General features: G+C 72.3%; 14 protein-coding genes and 5 pseudogenes. 14 read left to right on the top strand and 5 right to left on the bottom strand.

All coding sequences use genetic code 11. The annotated features are described in order from the left end of the window. Window positions 1–544 precede the first annotated feature (544 nt). From ACZ7M2_RS14610 to ACZ7M2_RS14570, 9 genes and pseudogenes are all read left to right on the top strand, one after another. Window positions 545–796 carry a hypothetical protein gene (locus ACZ7M2_RS14610; RefSeq protein WP_403690929.1) on the top strand — a complete coding sequence of 84 codons (252 nt, stop codon included), beginning with the start codon at window positions 545–547 and terminating at the stop codon, window positions 794–796. A 27-nt stretch (window positions 797–823) separates the two neighbouring features. Then, window positions 824–925, top strand: a pseudogene (locus ACZ7M2_RS14605) (hypothetical protein); the annotation flags it as partial. Between the two features lie 79 nt (window positions 926–1,004). Continuing rightward, the gene (locus ACZ7M2_RS14600) at window positions 1,005–1,166 is read left to right on the top strand and encodes an SAM-dependent methyltransferase (protein ID WP_471596016.1); all 162 of its coding nucleotides are present in this window, start codon (window positions 1,005–1,007) and stop codon (window positions 1,164–1,166) included. Between the two features lie 44 nt (window positions 1,167–1,210). Next, on the top strand, window positions 1,211–2,044 hold the full coding sequence (locus tag ACZ7M2_RS14595; RefSeq protein WP_471595525.1) for a M55 family metallopeptidase: 834 nt from the start codon (window positions 1,211–1,213) through the stop codon (window positions 2,042–2,044). A 10-nt stretch (window positions 2,045–2,054) separates the two neighbouring features. Continuing rightward, window positions 2,055–3,416 carry a M20/M25/M40 family metallo-hydrolase gene (locus tag ACZ7M2_RS14590; protein WP_471596015.1) on the top strand — a complete coding sequence of 454 codons (1,362 nt, stop codon included), beginning with the start codon at window positions 2,055–2,057 and terminating at the stop codon, window positions 3,414–3,416. A 10-nt stretch (window positions 3,417–3,426) separates the two neighbouring features. After that, window positions 3,427–5,463, top strand: coding sequence for a prolyl oligopeptidase family serine peptidase (locus tag ACZ7M2_RS14585; protein ID WP_471595524.1), 2,037 nt, complete (start codon window positions 3,427–3,429; stop codon window positions 5,461–5,463). After that, window positions 5,460–6,401: a S66 peptidase family protein gene (locus tag ACZ7M2_RS14580; RefSeq protein ID WP_471595523.1), complete on the top strand. Its 942-nt coding sequence runs from the start codon at window positions 5,460–5,462 to the stop codon at window positions 6,399–6,401. Before ACZ7M2_RS14585 ends, ACZ7M2_RS14580 begins: the two co-directional genes overlap by 4 nt. Before the next feature lie 26 nt (window positions 6,402–6,427). Further along, the gene (locus ACZ7M2_RS14575; RefSeq protein WP_471595522.1) at window positions 6,428–6,979 is read left to right on the top strand and encodes a GNAT family N-acetyltransferase; all 552 of its coding nucleotides are present in this window, start codon (window positions 6,428–6,430) and stop codon (window positions 6,977–6,979) included. Between the two features lie 115 nt (window positions 6,980–7,094). Further along, complete coding sequence (locus ACZ7M2_RS14570; RefSeq protein ID WP_471595521.1) at window positions 7,095–9,068, top strand: DUF5107 domain-containing protein; 1,974 nt, start codon at window positions 7,095–7,097, stop codon at window positions 9,066–9,068. A gap of 58 nt (window positions 9,069–9,126) precedes the next feature. Here ACZ7M2_RS14570 and ACZ7M2_RS14565 read toward each other — a convergent pair whose 3' ends face one another. After that, a complete protein-coding gene (locus tag ACZ7M2_RS14565) occupies window positions 9,127–9,483 on the bottom strand; it encodes a VOC family protein (protein ID WP_054230276.1) in 357 nt (118 codons plus the stop codon). A gap of 182 nt (window positions 9,484–9,665) precedes the next feature. Here ACZ7M2_RS14565 and ACZ7M2_RS14560 point away from each other — a divergent pair. Together ACZ7M2_RS14560 and ACZ7M2_RS14555 are read left to right on the top strand one after the other, a co-directional pair. Continuing rightward, window positions 9,666–9,908: pseudogene (locus ACZ7M2_RS14560) on the top strand (NAD(P)/FAD-dependent oxidoreductase); the annotation flags it as partial. Between the two features lie 112 nt (window positions 9,909–10,020). Beyond that, window positions 10,021–11,871: pseudogene (locus ACZ7M2_RS14555) on the top strand (transketolase); the annotation flags it as partial. Window positions 11,872–11,914: 43 nt separating this feature from the next. Here ACZ7M2_RS14555 and ACZ7M2_RS14550 read toward each other — a convergent pair. Further along, the gene (locus ACZ7M2_RS14550) at window positions 11,915–12,736 is read right to left on the bottom strand and encodes a class I SAM-dependent methyltransferase (protein WP_471595520.1); all 822 of its coding nucleotides are present in this window, start codon (window positions 12,734–12,736) and stop codon (window positions 11,915–11,917) included. Window positions 12,737–12,887: 151 nt separating this feature from the next. Beyond that, window positions 12,888–13,469 (bottom strand): annotated as a pseudogene (locus ACZ7M2_RS14545) (phosphatase PAP2 family protein); the annotation flags it as partial. Window positions 13,470–13,648: 179 nt separating this feature from the next. Here ACZ7M2_RS14545 and ACZ7M2_RS14540 point away from each other — a divergent pair. Both ACZ7M2_RS14540 and ACZ7M2_RS14535 read left to right on the top strand, forming a co-directional pair. Next, window positions 13,649–15,268, top strand: coding sequence for an ABC-F family ATP-binding cassette domain-containing protein (locus ACZ7M2_RS14540; RefSeq protein ID WP_471595519.1), 1,620 nt, complete (start codon window positions 13,649–13,651; stop codon window positions 15,266–15,268). A 217-nt stretch (window positions 15,269–15,485) separates the two neighbouring features. After that, window positions 15,486–15,722 carry a DUF6158 family protein gene (locus ACZ7M2_RS14535; protein ID WP_471595518.1) on the top strand — a complete coding sequence of 79 codons (237 nt, stop codon included), beginning with the start codon at window positions 15,486–15,488 and terminating at the stop codon, window positions 15,720–15,722. 131 nt (window positions 15,723–15,853) lie between these two features. Here ACZ7M2_RS14535 and ACZ7M2_RS14530 read toward each other — a convergent pair. Continuing rightward, a pseudogene (locus ACZ7M2_RS14530) lies at window positions 15,854–16,237 on the bottom strand (DJ-1/PfpI family protein); the annotation flags it as partial. 4 nt (window positions 16,238–16,241) lie between these two features. Then, on the bottom strand, window positions 16,242–16,430 hold the full coding sequence (locus tag ACZ7M2_RS14525; RefSeq protein WP_471595517.1) for a DUF2795 domain-containing protein: 189 nt from the start codon (window positions 16,428–16,430) through the stop codon (window positions 16,242–16,244). Window positions 16,431–16,499: 69 nt separating this feature from the next. Here ACZ7M2_RS14525 and ACZ7M2_RS14520 point away from each other — a divergent pair, with 69 nt between their 5' ends. Then, a complete protein-coding gene (locus ACZ7M2_RS14520) occupies window positions 16,500–18,512 on the top strand; it encodes a hypothetical protein (RefSeq protein ID WP_471595516.1) in 2,013 nt (670 codons plus the stop codon). Window positions 18,513–18,552 lie beyond the last annotated feature (40 nt).

Raw genomic sequence — 18,552 nt, 5'->3', positions numbered from 1 at the left:
GCGGGCCCGGCGGGAATTGTCGGACAGGTCCTAGGGCCTGCCGGGGCGCGCCGCGCCGGGTGGGTGATGCGTCGGCAGGCGTCCGCGGCTCTGGGGCCCGCGGTGCCGGAGGGGTGCCCGGCCGGTGGGCAATGGCCCGTCCTGGCGGGGCGGCGGTCGTCTCCGGAGGGGGATGCGTCCGCGTCTACGAGGGCGGCTTGCATTCGGGTGATGGGGGGCGGAGTGGCGTCGTAGGGGCGGGTGGACTTGGGCGGCGGCGGTGCTGCGGGGGTCTGCGTCGGATGTCGGAGCCCCTCGTCAAGGAGACGTTGACCTGGGTTCGGTCCGTACGGCCGCTCCGTCGGAGGCGCCCCGGAGGCTTTGGCCCGGTCAAGGGCCGTACGGCGAAGACGCCCGTCCGAGTGCTCCGGTTCCGCTTCCCGGGGTTCCCGGTAAAAGAATCCAGAACGGCCGAAACCCCCAAGATCCGCAGCTAGTCTCTCATTCTGCTCGGGGCACGTGAGCCGCACGACCCCTGTGTCACCCAGGGGGACATGTGCTGTTCGTGCACGGAGGACCCACCACCGCAGTGGTGCGGGGCAGTACGGGCGAGTCCGTCGTCCTCCTCTCCGGTGAGCTGCCCGCCATACTGACCGAGGGCGCGCTCACCGAACTCCTCGACCTCGCCGCGGCCGTTCTCGACGAGGAGGAGCTGAAACTCTTCCGGCGCTGCCTGGACGCCCTCGTCCGGGGCGAGGGCGGCACCCCGCGCCGCATCGAACTCGACGGTGTCGTGCTGACCGTTTACGAGGACTGATCCGGGCGATGCCCGCCCTCTGAGCCGATGCCGTGGAACCACTGGATCGGCGGCCGGGACAACCACCGCGTGGTGCTCGCCCACACCCGCGCGCTGCTGACCGGCACGCCCGAGGGCGCCACCGACTACCTCGACGCCGACGCCGACGTCCACGACCCCGGCGCCGTCACGCGGAGCGTCGCGGGAACCCTCTACGTGCGCGACCCCGCTGATCACCGCCCGTGGCCGCGCGGAGATCACCCCCTTCTTCGAGGGCCTGGACCTCCTCGATCCGGGTCTCGTCTCCTGCGCACAGTGGCGCTCCCGGCCCGACGCCGGCGCCGTCCGTGGAGGGCCTCCTGGCCCGGCCGTGCGGCGCCACGTAACGTGACACGACATGGAGACAGCCGCTGACCTGTGCCGGAAGGGTGTGTCGTGAAGATCCTCATCAGCGCCGACATGGAGGGCGCCACTGGGGTGACCTGGCCCGCCGACGTGTTGCCGGGGACCCCGCAGTGGGAGCGCTGCCGGCCGATGTTCACCTCGGACGTCAACGCCGCCGTCCTCGGCTTCTTCGATGGCGGCGCCGACGAGGTACTGATCAACGAGGCCCACTGGTCCATGCGCAATCTGTTGCTGGAGCAGCTCGACGACCGGGCCGAGATGATCACCGGACGCCACAAGACGCTGTCCATGGTGGAGGGCGTCCAGCACGGAGACGTCGACGGGATCGCGTTCGTCGGCTACCACACGGGCGCCGGCACGGAGGGCGTCCTCGCCCACACCTACCTCCCCAACTCGATCACCGGCGTGTGGGTGAACGACGTACGGGCCAGCGAGGGACTGCTCAACTCCCATGTCGTCGCCGAGTACGGGGTGCCCGTCGTGCTCGTCACCGGCGACGACCTGACCTGCGAGGACGCGCTCGGCTACGCGCCGGAGGCACTCAAGGTCGCGGTCAAGGACCATGTGTCGCGGTACACGGCGGTCTGCCGCACACCGGCCAGGACCGCTGCCGACATCCGGGCCGCGGCCAAGGCGGCGGCAGCCCTGGCGGTACGTCAAGAACCGCTGGTGGGTGGCCCGTTCACGGTGGCGCTCGAATTCGACGCAGAACACCTGTCGATGGCGGCCACCGTCGTGCCGGGCGTGCGGCGCGTCGGGGAGCGCAAGGTGGAGTACACCAGCGACACCATGTACGAGGGGATTCGCACCTTCAAGGCGGTCACCACGATCGTCTCGGCCGCGGTGGAGGAGCAGTATGGCTGAGCGGAGGGCCATGAACGAGTGGGCTGTGGACCAACGGGCCACGGATGAGCGGGCCACGGGTGAGCGGGTCGTGGACGAGCGGGCGTTGGACGAGGTCGTACGGTTCACCTCCGATCTCATCCGCTTCGACACCACCAACCGGGGCGGCGGCGACTGCCAGGAGCGCCCCGCCGCCGAGTACGCCGCCGCGCGCCTCGCCGAAGCGGGCCTCGAACCCACACTGCTGGAGCGCACCGAGGGCCGTACGAACGTCGTCGCCCGTCTCGAAGGCACCGACCCGTCCGCCGACGCGCTGCTCGTCCACGGTCACCTCGACGTGGTGCCCGCGCAGGCCGACGACTGGAGCGTGCACCCGTTCTCCGGGGAGATCCGCGACGGGGTTGTGTGGGGCCGCGGCGCGGTAGACATGAAGAACATGGACGCGATGATCCTTGCGGTCGTACGCCTGTGGGCGCGCCTCGGCGTCAGGCCCAGGCGCGACCTGGTGATCGCGTTCACGGCCGACGAGGAGGCGAGCGCGCAGGACGGCTCCGGGTTCCTCGCCGACCGGCATCCGGAATTGTTCGAGGGCTGTACGGAGGGCATCAGCGAGTCCGGGGCGTTCACCTTCCACGACGGCGCGGGCCGGGAGCTGTACCCGATCGCGGCGGGGGAGCGCGGCACCGGCTGGCTCAAGCTCACCGCGCGCGGGCGGGCGGGCCACGGCTCCAAGGTGAACCGGGCGAACGCGGTGACCCGGCTGGCCGAGGCGATCGCCCGGATCGGCGCGTACGAGTGGCCCCTCAGGCTCACCCCGACCGTCCGCGCCGCCCTCACCGAACTCGCCACGTTGTACGGCGTCGATGCCGACCTGGACGATGTCGACGGCCTCCTCGACAAGCTCGGGCCCGCCGCCGCGCTCGTCGAGGCGACCGTCCGCAATAGCGCCAACCCGACCATGCTCAGCGCCGGTTACAAGATCAACGTGATTCCGGGGGAGGCCGTCGCCCACGTGGACGGCCGCTATCTGCCGGGCGGCGAGGAGGAGTTCCGCACGACCCTCGACCGGCTCACCGGACCGGACGTGGCGTGGGAGTTCCACCACCGCGAGGTGGCCCTCCAGTCGCCGGTGGACTCGCCGACGTACGCCAAGATGCGTGCCGCCGTCGAGGAGTTCGCGCCGGAGGGGCACGTGGTGCCGTACTGCATGTCGGGCGGTACGGACGCCAAGCAGTTCTCGCGCCTCGGCATCACCGGCTACGGCTTCGCCCCGCTCAAGCTCCCCGAGGGCTTCGACTACCAGGCCCTCTTCCACGGAGTCGACGAACGCGTTCCCGTCGAGGCGCTGCACTTCGGCGTTCGCGTCCTCGACCGCTTCCTGCGCACGGCCTAGAGAGGACAGGATGCAGAACCTGGCGTACGGATCGTGGCCCTCGCCCATCGACGCGGCGCTCGCCGCCGCGCACGACGGGCATCCCGAGTTCGTCGGCTTCGTCGGCGACGAGGCATGGTGGACCGAGCCCCGGCCCACGGAGGGCGGACGGCGCACGCTCGTACGCCGACGGGCCGACGGCACGCAGGAGCCGGTGCTGCCGGCCCCCTGGAACGTGCGCAGCCGGGTCATCGAGTACGGCGGGCAGCCCTGGGCCGGCGAGATGCGCCCCGACGGGCCGTTCGTGGTGTTCGTGGACTTCGCCGACCAGCGGCTCTACGCCTACGAGCCCGACGCCCCGGACGCGCGGCCCCGCCCGTTGACCCCCGTGTCCCCGGTGGGGGGCGGACTGCGCTGGGTGGACCCGCGGCTGCGCCCCGAGCTGGGCGAAGTGTGGTGTGTGCTGGAGGAGTTCACCGGAGACGGACCCACCGACGTACGACGGGTCGTGGCCGCGGTGCCGCTCGACGGTTCGGCGGCGCAGGACCGCGACGCGGTGCGCGAACTCACCGACGGCAGCCACCGGTTCGTCACAGGACCCCGGCTCTCGCCCGACGGCGCGCAGGCGGCCTGGCTCGCCTGGGACCACCCGCGCATGCCCTGGGACGGCACCGAACTGATCCTCGCCGACGTCACCGAGCACGGCACCCTGTGCGGCGCGCGGCCCGTCACGGGCGGACCGGAGGAGTCGATCGCCCAGGCGGACTGGACCCCCGACGGCACCCTCCTGTACGCCAGTGACCGCACCGGCTGGTGGAACCTCTACCGGCTCGGGGAGGACACGCCGGTCTGCCCCCGGGAGGAGGAGTTCGGCGGGCCGCTGTGGAAGATCGGGTACCGCTGGTTCGCGCCGCTGGAGAGCGGGCTCGTCGCCGTCGTGCACGGCCGGGGCGCGACCGCGCTCGGGATACTGGACCCGGAGACCGGCGAGGTCGTCGACGCGGCCGGCCCCTGGACCGAGTTCACCCCGACACTCGCGGTCCACGGCAGCCGGATCGTGGGCGTCGCCGCCAGCCCCCGCAGCGCGTACGAGGTCGTCGAACTGGACGCCCGCACCGGCCGCGCCCGGGTGATCGGCGCCGGCCGCGCCGACCCGGTGGACCCCGCGCACTACCCGGAGCCGCAGATCCGCACCTTCACCGGCCCCGCCGGGCGTGAGGTCCACGCCCACATCTACCCGCCGCACCACCCCGACCACGTGGCGCCCGGCGACGAACTGCCGCCCTACGTCGTGTGGGCGCACGGCGGGCCCACCGGCCGCGCGCCCCTCGTCCTCGACCTGGAGATCGCCTACTTCACCTCGCGCGGCATCGGCGTCGCCGAGGTCAACTACGGGGGATCGGCGGGGCACGGGCGGGAGTACCGCAACCGGCTGCGCGAGCAGTGGGGCGTCGTCGACGTCGAGGACTGCGCGGCCGTCGCGCTCGCCCTCGCCGAGGAGGGCACCGCCGACCGGCGCCGGCTCGCCATCCGCGGCGGCAGCGCGGGCGGCTGGACCACCGCCGCCTCCCTGACCAGCACCGAGGTCTACGCCTGCGGCACGATCTTGTATCCGGTCCTCGACCTCGGCGAATGGGGCTCGGGGGAGACCCACGACTTCGAGTCGCAGTACCTGGAGACGCTGATCGGGCCGATCGCCGAGGTGCCGGGCCGCTATGTGGAACGCTCGCCCACCGAGCGCGCCGACCGCATCGCCGCGCCCTTCCTCCTCCTCCAGGGACTGGACGACGTCATCTGTCCGCCCGCGCAGTGCGAACGGTTCCTGGCCAGGCTGGCCCGGTCGACCGGGCGACGCGTACCGCACGCCTATCTCACCTTCGAGGGAGAGGGGCACGGGTTCCGGCGGGCCGACACCATGGTGCGGGCCCTCGAGGCCGAACTCTCCCTGTACGCCCAGGTCTTCGGCCTGCGTCCGCCCGGCATCCCCACCCTGCACCTCACCGCCCAGGAAGAGCCTGTCGCGGCGCCGACGGGTTCCGTCCCACCGATCGTGGAGTCCACCCAGTGAAAGCCCTGACCCGTCCCGCCCGTCTCGCCCCCGGGGCCCGCGTCGCCGTCGTCGCTCCCAGCGGACCCTTGGTCGAGGAGCGCCTGGCCGCGGGCCTCGACATCCTGCGCGGCTGGGACCTCGACCCCGTAGTGGCACCCCATGTCCTGGACCGGCACCCCGAGTTCGGCTACCTCGCGGGCACCGACGCCGACCGGGCCGCCGACTTCCAGGCCGCCTGGTGCGACCCGGACGTGGCCGCGGTGCTCTGCGCCCGTGGCGGCTACGGCGTCCAGCGCATGGTGGACCTCCTCGACTGGGACGCGATAAGGGCCGCGGGGCCCAAGGTGCTCCTCGGTTTCAGCGACATCACGGCACTGCACGAGGCGTTCGCCAATCGGGCGGGGTTGGCGACGCTGCACGGGCCGATGGTCGCCGCCGTCGACTTCGTCAAGAACGAGCGGGCACAGGAACATCTGCGGGCGACGCTCTTCGAACCGGAGACGGTACGGGTGATCGAGTCCGGCGGGGGCGCGGCACCGCTCGTGCCCGGCCGCGCCTCGGGTGTCCTGCTCGGCGGATGCCTGAGCATGCTCGCCGCCGACCTGGGCACCCCGCACGCCCGGACCTCCGCGCGCGGCGGCCTGCTCTGCCTGGAGGACGTGGGTGAGGAGACGTACCGCCTGGACCGGGCGCTCACCCAACTCCTGCGGGCCGGCTGGCTGGACGGGGTCACCGGGATCCTGCTCGGCTCCTGGGTGCGCTGCTCGCCGTACGAGCGCGTGCGGGCGCTGCTCACCGACCGGCTCGGCGGGCTCGGGGTGCCGGTCGTCGAGGAGTTCGGATTCGGGCACAGCGAGGGCGCGTTGACGATTCCCTTCGGGGTACGGGCCGAACTCGACGCGGACGCGGGGACCTTGACGCTGGAGGAGCCGGCGCTCGTCCAGGGCCTGGCGTGAAGGCCGCCGTCGCGTACTGTGTCGGGATGCCTGAGAACGTCTTCGCCTATCTTGCCGAGGGCCCCCGCGTGGGCATCCGGCACTTCACCCACGAGGACGGTGCCGAGTTCACCGCACGGGCCCGGGAGAGCAAGGCGCTGCACCAGCCCTGGCTCTTCCCGCCCCGCAGCGTCGCCGCCTACACCGCCTACGCGGGGCGGCTCATCGAGGACCGTACGAAGGCCGGGTTCCTGGTCTGCGAACGGGACAACGGGGCCATCGCCGGCTTCATCAACATCAACAACATCGTCGAGGGCGGCTTCCTGTGCGGGGCGCTGGGCTACGGCGCCTTCGCACACGCCACGGGGCGCGGGCTGATGGCCGAGGGGCTCGGGCTCGTGGTCCGGTACGCCTTCGGGGCGATGGGGCTGCACCGCCTGGAGATCAACGTCCAGCCCCGCAACGCGGCCTCGATCGCCCTCGCCCGGCGCTGCGGATTCCGGCTCGAGGGGTTCTCGCCGGACTTCATCTACATCGACGGGGCGTGGCGCGACCACGAGCGATGGGCGATCACCTCGGAGATGCTCCCGTCGAGCTGAACCTCCCCTCCGGCCGGACCCCCCGTCGAGTACCGGCGTCGTCGTCGCCTTTGCGGAATCCTGACCGGATCCTGACGAGCGGACACCCTGGTCAGGTGGCCGATGTCGCTGTTCCATGGTCATCGTGACGACGATCCGACGTGACGTACTGACCCTGCCGGTCGCGGAGCTGGGCCCGGACAACCCGCTGCCACCCCTGCGGCCGCTCGACGAGACACACCGCATCGACGACCGCGAGAGCGCCGACCTGCCGCGCGACATGGCCCGGCAGATCCGCTACGAGCCGCTGCGGAGCGTCCTGCCCGAGCGCATCCGGGACGGATACGACAGACGGCGCGAGCCGCGCGGGATCGACACGATCGTGATCGAGAACGACCGGCTGCGGGCGGTGGTGCTGCCGGGCCACGGCGGCCGGGTCGTCTCGCTGTTCCACAAGCCCTCGCAGCGTGAACTCCTCTACCGCAACCCGGTGGTGCAGCCTGCCTGCTTCGCCCTCAACGGAGCCTGGTTCTCCGGCGGCATCGAGTGGAACATCGGCGCGACCGGCCACACCACCCTGTCCTGCGCCCCCGTGCACGCCGCCCGGGTCCCCGCCCCCGACGGCGGCGAGATGCTCCGCCTGTGGGAGTGGGAGAGGCTGCGCGACGTGCCCTTCCAGGTCGATCTGTGGCTCCCGGACGGCTCCGACTTCCTCCATGTCGGCGTCCGCGTCCGCAATCCGCACGAGAGGCCCGCGCCCCTGTACTGGTGGTCCAACATCGCCGTCCCCGAGGAACGCCGGGTGCTGGCCCCCGCGGACGAGGCCTGGCACTTCGGGTACGAGCGGCGGCTGCGGAGGGTGCCGGTACCGGAGTACGAGGGGGTGGACCGCACGTATCCGCCGCGCAGCGTCTTCCCCGCCGACTACTTCTACGAGGTGCCCGACGGGCAGCGCCGCTGGATCGCCGCGCTCGACGACAAGGGCGACGGGCTCGTGCAGACCTCCACCGACGTGCTGCGCGGGCGCAAGCTGTTCGTCTGGGGCTCCGGCCCGGGCGGACGGCGCTGGCAGGAATGGCTCACCGAACCCGGCACCGGCGGCTACTGCGAGATCCAGGCCGGGCTCGCCCGTACCCAGCTGGAGCATGTCCGGCTGGAGGCGGAGAGCGAGGTGTCCTGGCTGGAGGCGTACGGGCCGCTCGCGACGGACGCGGAGGCGGTGCACGGGGCGGACTGGGCGCTCGCGTGCGCGCAGACGGAACGACGGCTGTCGGAGGTCCTGCCACGGAGGGACGTCGACGCGGCGTACGAGGCGTGGCTGCCGTACGCCGACACCGAGCCCGGTGAGGTGCTGGCCGTCGGGTCCGGCTGGGGTGCGCTCGAAGTGCTGCGCGCCTCCCACAAGCTGGCCGGGACGCCGTTCGACGAGTCCACGCTGGGGGAGCCGCAGGCACCCTGGGTGGAACTCCTGCGGACCGGCGCCTTCCCGGAGCCGCGGCGGGTCGGGCCACCCGGTGAGAGCCTGGTCGCTCCGCACTGGCGGGACATGCTGGAGACCGCGCCCGCCAAACCGCTCACCGAGTACCACCTCGGCGTCGCGCAGTGGCATGCCGGGGACCTGGCGCAGGCCGTGCGCAGCTGGGAGCGGGCGCTCGAACTCGCCCCGTCGCTCTGGCCGTTGCTGCGGTGTCTGGCCGTCGCCGACCAGGAGGCCGGCAACCGGGAACGGGCCGCCGACCGGTACGCCGAGGCCTTCGACGACCTGTGCCAGGAGCGGCGTGACGACGGTCCGGCCTGGACCGCGGCCACGGCCGCGCTCGGGCGGGAGGCGGTGGGGGCGCTGCTCGCGGTGCGGCGTACGGGGGAGGCGCGGCGGGTCTGGGACCGGTTGCGGCCCGCCACGCGGGCGCGCGGCCGGTTCCGTCTGCTCGAGGTGGAGCTGCTCCTCGCGGAGGGGGACCGGGACGGGGCGCGGGCCGTCTTCGACGAGGCGTTCGAGGTCGCCGACCTGCGGGAGGGGGCGGAGACCGTCACCGCCCTGTGGACCCGTCTGACGGACGAGCCACTCCCACCCCACTACGACTTCCGCATGCGCCCGCCCTCCGACTAGCCCACGCGCCCACAGCCGAAGACCACGGCGGGCTCCGGGGCGAAGCTCCGGGGGGCGGTCAGGGGGTCGGGGAACCGCGGTCGACGTACTCGTACACGGCGCCGTCCGGATGCATGGCGATCAGGTTGCGTCCGGCCGGCGTCCCCACCGGGCCCGCCAGAATCCGCGCGCCCAGCTCACTGAGCACCCGGTGCGCGTCCTCGACGTCCTTGACGGCGATGGTCGCGGAGACCTTCCGCAGGACCTCCAGATCGGCCTCGGGTCCACTCATGAGCAGGAAACAGCCCACCGCCGCCACCGACACACCGCCGCGCTCGAACCGCAGGGCCCGCCCACCCGCAAGTCTTTCGTAGAAGGGGACCGAAGCCTCCAGGTCGTCGACGCAGATCCGCAACGTGGCTCCCAGAATCTCCATGCGGACGAGCTTAGTTGGGCACGTCGGAGGGCGAGATCGATTCGGACGTCTCCTGCGGAGCGCGGAGTGACCCCGGGGGTGAGGAGGAAACACCGGAGCCCCCGGGTTTGGGCGCCCCGACCACGGGGACGCGGAAAGCCCCGTACGAGGTAGGAGCGACATCGACGGAGGCGAGACCGTGAACCCGGCACAAGGCCGACATCACCCTGCGCGACCGCATCGACTACTTTCTGTATCTGCCCCTGCTGTCCCAGGTCGCCGCCGGCATCCTGGAGCCACGCCGTGTCACCACGCTGACGTACGATCGTTTCGTGCTGGCCGTCGGCGGCGTGAACAAGCTGCTGCCCGTGCCCGGTGTCGCCGAGTACGCGCACGGCTTCCGCGGACTGCCCGAGGCGCTGTACCTCCGGGACCGCGCGACCCGACCCCCTGGGTATCCCGCTGTCCGGCCCCCTCGCCGGAACCGGCACGGGTGGCCGGTTCCCCCCGCGACTTCGTGAGCCGTCCGGAAGGAGAGTCATGAACATCACTGTGAACGCGATGGAAACCCGTCAACTCAAGGAACTGGCCCAGCAGTTGCGTGTCGACAGCGTGCGCGCTGCCGCCGCCGCGGGATCCGGGCACCCCACGTCCTCGATGTCGGCGGCCGACCTGATGGCGGTCCTGTTGGCGAAGCACCTGCGCTATGACTTCGAGCGCCCCCAGCATCACGGCAATGACCGTTTCATCCTCTCCAAGGGGCATGCCTCACCGCTCCTGTACGCCGCGTACAGGGCGGCCGGGGCCATCAGTGAGGCCGAACTGCTCACCTTCCGCAGGCTCGGCAGCCGCCTCGAAGGGCATCCGACACCCCGGCGGCTCCCGTGGGTCGAGACCGCCACCGGCTCGCTCGGCCAGGGGTTGCCCGTCGGGGTCGGTGTCGCACTGGCCGGCAAACGGCTCGACCACACCGGCTACCGGGTGTGGGTGCTGTGTGGCGACAGCGAACTCGCTGAGGGATCCGTCTGGGAGGGCGCCGAGCACGCCGGATACGAGCACCTCGACAACCTCGTCGCGATCATCGACGTCAACCGGCTGGGCCAGCGCGGCCCGACCCGGCACGGCCACGACCTCGACGCGTACGCGCGCCGGTTCCAGGCGTTCGGCTGGCATACGGTGGAGATCGACGGACACGATGTCGACGCCATCGACCGGGCGTACGCCGAGGCCGAGTCCACCGCGGGACAGCCCACCGTGATCATCGCCCGCACGCTCAAGGGCAAGGGCGTGGAGTCCGTCCAGGACCGCGAGGGCCTGCACGGCAAACCGCTGCCGGACGCCGAGGAGGCGATCGCCGAACTCGGCGGAGTGCGCAACCTGCACGTGGAGGTTCAACAGCCGCCCCCGGCAAGGGTGTTGCACGCCGTCCGCTCCAGTCACCTCGAACTGCCCCGCTACGACACCGGGGGCAAGGCCGCCACCCGCGACGCCTACGGACAGGCGCTCGCCGCCCTCGGCACCGCCCGTGGTGACGTCGTCGCCCTGGACGGCGAGGTGGGCGACTCCACCCGCACCGAGCTCTTCGCCAAGGAGCACCCCGACCGCTTCTTCGAGTGCTACATCGCCGAGCAGCAACTCGTCGCGGCCGCCGTCGGTATGGCCGCGCGCGACTGGGTGCCGTACGCCACCACGTTCGCGGCGTTCCTCACCCGGGCCCACGACTTCATCCGGATGGCAGCGATCAGCGGCTCCGGCATCAACCTCGTGGGCTCGCACGCGGGCGTCTCGATCGGCCAGGACGGCCCCTCGCAGATGGCCCTGGAGGATCTGGCGATGTTCCGGGCGCTGTACGGCACGACCGTGCTCTACCCGTGCGACGCCAACCAGACGGCCAAGCTCGTCGCCGCGATGGCGGACCGCGAGGGCATCCGCTATCTGCGCACCTCGCGCGGGGACACCCCGGTGATCTACAGCCCCACCGAGGAGTTCCCCGTCGGCGGCAGCAAGGTACTGCGCGCCAGTGACGAGGACCGGCTGACGCTCGTCGCCGCGGGCGTCACCCTGCACGAGGCGCTGGCCGCCGCCGAGTCGCTCGACCGCGAGGGCATCCAGGTCAGGGTCATCGACCTCTACTCGGTCAAGCCCGTCGACCGCGACACCCTGCGCGAGGCCGCCGAACAGACCGGCTGCCTCGTCACCGTCGAGGACCACCGCGAGGAGGGCGGCATCGGCGACGCGGTCCTCGACGCCTTCCTCGACGGCCGGCCGGTGCCGCGCCTGGTCCGCCTCGCCGTCCGTACGATGCCGGGTTCGGCGACCCCCGCCGAGCAACTGCATGCCGCGGGCATCGACGCGGAGTCGATCGCGGCGGCGGCGCGGCTGCTGGTGGAGACGGCGATCGTGCGCTGAGCCGCACCCGCTGAATCCGGCGCCCAAGAGAACCGTGGGCGGATCACGCTTCCTTTCGGCAGAGAATCTCTCCGTGCAGGACGGAGAACCAGCCGTCCTCCTGCCGCGCCCACTCCCGCCACGCCTCCGAAACGGCCCGCAGGTGCGCGGTGGTCGCGTGGCCGCCCTCCGTGGCGCGCTCCGCGTATGCCGAGGCCTGCGTGCGATCGGCCCACAGCCCGCCCCACCACTCCCGCTCGTCGTCGGTGGCGAAGGTCCAGGTGTCCGACGTCGCCGTGATGTCCTTGATGCCGGACGCCAGTGCCCACGATTTGAGACGGCGGCCGGCCGCCGGTTCGCCCCCGTTGGCTCGGGCCACGCGCAGGTACAGGTCCTGCCAGTCGGTCAGGCCCGGCACCTCGGGGTACCAGGCCATCGCCGAGTAGTCCGCGTCGCGGGCGGCGATGAAACCGCCCGGCTTGGTGACCCGGTACATCTCGCGCAGCGCCTGCACCGGGTCGCCCACGTGCTGGAGCACCTGATGGGCGTGGACCACGCAGAAGGTGTCGTCCGGGAAGTCCAGGGCGTGCACGTCCGCGACCCCGAAATCGACGTTGTCCAGGCCGCGTTCGGCGGCCACGGCGCGGGCCTGGTCCAGGATTCCCGGGGCGTGGTCGACGGCGGTGACGTGGCCTTCGGGGACCAGTTCCGCCAGGTCGGCGGTGATGGTGCCAGGACCGCAGCCGATGTCCAGGATCTTCATGTGGGGCTTCAGCGAGTCGAGCAGGTAGGCGGCCGAGTTGGCGGCCGTGCGCCAGGTGTGCGAACGCAGTACGGACTCGTGGTGGCCGTGGGTGTAGACGGCGGTCTCCTGCGATTTCGACATGACCGATTCCCCTTCGCGTCGTCTCGTCGGTTGTGCATCACCGTACGCCCGCATGTCGCATGGTGAGACCCAAGTCTTGGTATATGGACAACTTGCGTGGTGGGGCGCGGGCGTTGACGGGGTGAGATGTCCGGTCGGGTCACGGTCGGTGGCGGCGGCTGAGAAGGCCTCGCACGGCGTACGCGGCTGCCGTGCCCAGCGCCGCGCCCGCGAGGACGTCGCTCGGGAAGTGGACGCCGGTGTAGACGCGGGACAGGGCCACGGCGGTGGCGAGCGGCACCACCGCGGCGCCCCAGCCGTGCGACTCCAGTGCCACGCCCGTGGCGAAGGCGGCGGCCGACGCGGAGTGGCCCGAGGGGAACGAGGTGGTGATCGGCAGGCGCTTGAGTCGGCGCGCCAGGGGGACCGGGGCGAGGGGCGGGCGGGGCCGGCGTACCGAGCGCTTGCCCACGGTGTTGATCGTGGCGGAGGCGAGGGTGAGGGAGGCGAGGCCGGTTGCGGCGGCTCGGCGGGCGTGGGGGGTGCGGGTCGCTGTGAGCGCCGCCGCTGTGGCGAACCACAGCAGGCCGTGGTTCGCGCTGCGGCTCAGTTTGGGCAGCAGGGGGTCGCAGCCCGGCCAGTGGCGGGATGCGATGGCTTCGAAGAGGCGGGAGTCGGCCGCCAGGAAGTGGTTGCGAAGGGTGTGGTGGTTCGGGGGGCGGGTGGTGAGGTCGATGTCCGGGGTGACGGTCATGAACTCCCCGTACCCGCCGAACCGCCGTTTCCTCGCCCCCGCCGCCCCTACCCGTCCCCTCCCGAACCTGGCCCCGCGCCCCTGAGACAGGGGCTTCGCCCCGCATTCCCAGGGGTGGAGCCCCTGGGGAGGGGATATGCGTTTGCTCCGTGGGCCGGGTGGCCGGACAATGCCTCCCCATGGGACATCTCGAAGCCGCGCATCTTGAGTACTACCTTCCTGACGGGAGGGCGCTGCTCGGCGATGTGTCGTTTCGGGTGGGGGAAGGGGCCGTCGTCGCACTGGTGGGCCCCAACGGAGCGGGCAAGACCACGCTGCTGCGCCTGATGTCCGGGGAGCTGAAGCCGCACGGGGGCACCGTCACCGTGACCGGCGGTCTGGGCGTGATGCGTCAGTTCGTGGGGTCCGTGCGAGACGAGACGACCGTGCGGGACCTGCTCGTCTCCGTGGCGTCGCCCCGCATACAGGAGGCCGCCAAGGCCGTGGACGCGGCCGAGCACGCCATGATGACCGTGGACGACGAGGCCGCCCAGCTCCGCTACGCGCAGGCACTCTCCGACTGGGCCGAGGTACGCGGCTACGAGTCCGAGACGCTCTGGGACATGTGCACGATGGCCGCGCTCGGCGTCCCGTACGAGAAGGCGCAGTGGCGACTGGTGCGCACCCTCTCCGGAGGAGAGCAGAAGCGGCTGGTGCTGGAGGCCCTGCTGCGCGGCACCGACGAGGTACTGCTCCTCGACGAGCCGGACAACTACCTCGACGTCCCGGGCAAGCGCTGGCTGGAGGAGCGGCTCAAGGAGACCCGCAAGACCGTTCTCTTCGTCTCCCACGACCGGGAGCTGCTGTCCCGCGCCGCCGAGAAGATCGTCAGCGTCGAGCCGAGCCCCACCGGCGCCGACGCATGGGTGCACGGCGGCGGCTTCGCGACGTACCACGAGGCGCGACAGGAGCGGTTCGCCCGCTTCGAGGAGCTGCGCAGGCGCTGGGACGAGAAGCACGCCCAGCTGAAGAAGCTCGTGCTGAATCTGCGGCAGGCGGCCTCCATCAGCCATGAGTTGGCGTCCCGGTACGCGGCGGCGCAGACCCGGCTGCGGAAGTTCGAGGAGGCCGGCCCGCCGCCGGAGCCGCCGCGCGAGCAGGACATCAAGATGCGTCTGCACGGCGGGCGTACCGGCGTACGGGCCATCACCTGCAAGGGACTTGAGCTCACCGGGCTGATGAACCCGTTCGACCTGGAGGTCTTCTACGGCGAGCGGGTCGCCGTGCTCGGCTCCAACGGCTCCGGCAAGTCGCACTTCCTGCGCCTGCTCGCCGGTGACACCGTCGCGCACACGGGCGAGTGGAAGCTCGGCGCGCGCGTGGTGCCCGGACACTTCGCCCAGACGCACGCCCACCCGGAGCTCCAGGGCCGCGCCCTTCTCGACATCCTGTGGAGCGAGCACTCCCAGGACCGGGGTGCCGCCATGTCCCGGCTGCGCCGCTACGAGCTGACCGCCCAGGCCGAGCAGCGCTTCGAGAAGCTCTCCGGCGGCCAGCAGGCACGCTTCCAGATCCTGCTGCTGGAGCTGGAGGGTTCCACGGCCCTGCTGCTGGACGAGCCCACCGACAACCTCGACCTGGAGTCGGCCGAGGCACTCCAGGAGGGCCTGGAGGCATACGAGGGGACGGTGCTCGCGGTCACCCACGACCGCTGGTTCGCCCGCTCCTTCGACCGCTATCTGGTCTTCGGCTCGGACGGCAGGATCCGGGAGACGGCGGAGCCGGTGTGGGACGAGCGGCGCGTCGAGCGGGCCCGGTAGGACTCGGGTCCGCTACGACCGGGCACGCCAGGACTCGGTCCCGGTCCCGGTCGTCCGGTGCTTCCCGGAGGACCGGGGGCCCGGAAGTTCGTAGAGTGGAGGGAGGACGGCGAGATCCACGGCTCCCTCCCGGACGCCGCTCGGGCGCCGCGCACGGCAGCGCCTGCCCGGCGGCTGCCCGGACCGCGCCGCAGGACACGACGAGCGGGGTACCACCATGACCGGAGTCGACCCGGACCGGCTGGACGACCAGCAGCTGATGAAAGAGCTGGAGTCGATCCACCGCACCCGCCACGACACACTGCTGCACGGTTCGAACGACGCCCTGCGGACCCACAACATGCGCATGGCGCAGCTGGAGGGCGAGTACCTGCGCCGCCATCCGCGCCGCCGCGTCGCCACGGGCCGTACGCGCGAGGGGGCCCGGGAGCGGGGCCTCGCGGCGGAGTGCTGAACGACGGGTCGGGGCGACATGACGGGACGGGGCGTCAGAAGGGCGTCAGGGGGGCACGAGTGACGACGTCGGTCCGAACTCGCCCGGTCCGCACACCCGTTGCCGCCCGCACCCGCCGCTGACGCCCACACCCGGCTGGTGATCAGGGTGTTGGGCGCCTGCTCGCACACCCGCACCCGCCGGTCGACCCAGGTGCCGCCCGCGTTGCGGATGTCGGTGCGCGGACTCGGCCAGGACGTGAGGACCCGGCCGTCGACCACGTCCGCCACGGCCCGTTCGTCGAGGCGCAGCGCGTCCGGGTTGGCCGCACCGCCCGGCAGCACGAGCCCGTCGAAGGACTCGGCCGGCACGTCGGCGACCACCTCGTCGACAGGGAAGGTGTCCGCCTTGCCGAGGTGAGGGAAGGCCTGGATCCGGCCGGGCTTCGTGGACACGAGGACGGGCTCCCCGCCCGCGTCCGGTACCGCCTGCCAGGGGTCGGTCAGCTCGACCTGCTCGACGGCCTCGGGTGCCATTGGTTCACCGTGTGTGCCGGGCGCGTACGACCGATTCGGCCGGCTCGTGCACCGCGGCGTAGCGCGCCTTGTGCGGGCGCCGCTCCACGGCCTCGACCAGGGGGTCGGGCGCATGTTGGTCGCGCAGGGTGTCGGCCAGGTCGCGGGGGCCCGCGGGGAAGGCGGTACGGCTCAGGAACCGGGAAAACGGCACGACGAGCTCCACCGCCAGGCGGCATGATGACGGCCGGAGAACCGGTTCTCCGAGGTCATGGGGGTGGAAGTGACGGGGATATCGCTCGAGGCGCTGGACGCGGTGCCGTGGGACCGGCTCGAGTCGGCGCTGCCCCGGCACCCGGTCGAGGAGGTGCCTCGCGCGCTGCGGCGGCTGGCGCTCGCGGGCGGGGCCGCGACGGAGGAGTACTGCTACCCGCTGTACTCCTGCCTGCTCGCGGGCGACGGCCGGGTGCCCTCCGCCGCGACCGCGGCCCTGCCCTTCGTGGTGGCGCTCGCCACCGACCCGGGGTCGGGCGCACGAGTCGACCTCGTAGGACTGCTGGTGGCTTTCGCGCACCCGATCAGGACGGCCCGGCCGGACCTGGTGGACGAGGGGTGGCCCGCGGCGTGGAGACGCCACCAGGGTGCGGTCCTGGCGCTGCTCGCGGACCCGGACCCCGATGTGCGGCGGGAGGCCATCCCGCTCGCCGACGGTGTCGTACCGCTTCTGGAGCGGTGGCGGGCCGAGACGGACCCGGCGGTGCGTCTGCCGGTGCTGCTGCGGCTGGGATGGACGGCCGCCGCCGCGGTGGAAGCGGATGCCCGGTCGGTCGAAGAGGTGCGGGCGGTGCTCGACGGCGTCCTGCGTGACGGCGAGCCCGTCATGAAGGTCGCGGCCGTGATCGCCTGGGCGCAGCTCGACCCGCAGGAGCCGGTCCGGTGGATCGACCTGCTCCTGGAGACACTTTCCGACCTCGCCCTACGGCCCAGGTTCGAGGAGATCTGGTACGTGGTGGGCGTCGAGGAGCCCTTCAGCCGTGCAGCGGTCGTCACCTGGGCCGCCGAGCTGTTCGACCACGACGCCCGGAGAGCCGCCTCCTTCGTGGTCCGGCTGGCCGACGCGGCGGCCCGCACCGGAGACACCGAACTGTCCGAGGCGGTGCTGGACGAGGCATGGCGGCTGCTGGTGCTCAGGCCGTCCGCGGCGACCGCGCTGCTGCCGGTGGCGGGCCGGCTGCTGGACGACCGGGCCGACCCCGTGCGCCTGCGGGCGGCACACCTTCTGGCGGTGCTCGGCCGGCGGTCGGCCCGGTACGCCGACCGGCTCGCCACGCTGCTCGACGACCCGGGGAAGGCCCCCTGTCTGGAGGGGACCGTCGGTGACTACACGCGCTGGGCGCTCACCCGGATCGGCGACCCGCGCGCGATGCCGGGGCTCGTCGAGCGGCTCTACGAGCCCTATCGGGAGCACTACGGACGTGGCTACTGCGTCAGCGACCCGCGCCTTCCGGACGTCGACGCCGTGCTGGTCCCGCTGCGGGCGCATGCCGACGTGCTGCTGCCCGACCTGCGGAAAGTGATGCGGCACCACGCGAGGCACAACGGCGGCCACGGCCCGCTGACCGGCGCCTTCCTGAAGGTCCTGAAGGCGTGGGGGCCGGACGCGCTGCCCGCGCTGCCGGAGGTCGTGGCGCTGCTGGACGAGGAGGGCGGCTCGCTCTCGATCGTCGAGGTGCTGGCGGCGATGGGGCCGGGCGCCGCGTCCGCCGAGCCCGCCCTGCGCGCCTGTGAGCCGCTCAACTGGCCGGAATACCAGTGGAACGTGGCGTGGGCCGCCTCGCAGATGGGCGGAGACCGAACGGCGGCGCTGCGGCTCATCGGCGACGCGGTGCTGACCGAGGAGGGCCCCTACTACGGGCCCGTCCACCTGCTGACCGAGTTCGGTCCCGTGGCCGCGCCGTACGCCGACCGGGTGCGGCACATCATGGAGAACACCGGCGGCTTTCGCCGGATCGACGCCGCGCTCGCCCTCTGGTCGGGCACGGGCGAGCCCGAGCCGAGCATCTCCGTCCTGGCGGAGTTCGTCCTGCCCATCGCCGACGGCGGCGACGACTACGGGCTCTTCGGAGACGCGCTGCGAGCCCTGGCCCGGATCGGCACCCTTACCCCCGCGACGCGCGCCGCACTGCGGACGGTACGGGGCTTCGACGGCCGCCTGGCGCAGGAACGGAACTACGAGGCCTTCCTCCAGGACGAGGAGCTGCGCGCCGCGATCGAGAACCTGCTCGCCCCTCCCTGAGCCCAAGGCGCCGACAGGCGCGGGTGTTTGCCCCGCACAG

The organism is Streptomyces sp. NPDC111507 (assembly GCF_055638955.1).
Note: the sequence above shows the minus strand (reverse complement) of the source record. Positions and strands in the feature narration are given on the sequence as shown.

Coding starts and splice junctions, on each gene's coding strand:
- ACZ7M2_RS14590 (WP_471596015.1), top strand. CDS start 2,055: ATGAACGAGTGGGCTGTGGACCAACGGGCCACGGATGAGCGGGCCACG.
- ACZ7M2_RS14540 (WP_471595519.1), top strand. CDS start 13,649: ATGGGACATCTCGAAGCCGCGCATCTTGAGTACTACCTTCCTGACGGG.
- ACZ7M2_RS14535 (WP_471595518.1), top strand. CDS start 15,486: ATGACCGGAGTCGACCCGGACCGGCTGGACGACCAGCAGCTGATGAAA.
- ACZ7M2_RS14565 (WP_054230276.1), bottom strand. CDS start 9,483: ATGGAGATTCTGGGAGCCACGTTGCGGATCTGCGTCGACGACCTGGAG.
- ACZ7M2_RS14570 (WP_471595521.1), top strand. CDS start 7,095: ATGGTCATCGTGACGACGATCCGACGTGACGTACTGACCCTGCCGGTC.
- ACZ7M2_RS14550 (WP_471595520.1), bottom strand. CDS start 12,736: ATGTCGAAATCGCAGGAGACCGCCGTCTACACCCACGGCCACCACGAG.
- ACZ7M2_RS14575 (WP_471595522.1), top strand. CDS start 6,428: ATGCCTGAGAACGTCTTCGCCTATCTTGCCGAGGGCCCCCGCGTGGGC.
- ACZ7M2_RS14585 (WP_471595524.1), top strand. CDS start 3,427: ATGCAGAACCTGGCGTACGGATCGTGGCCCTCGCCCATCGACGCGGCG.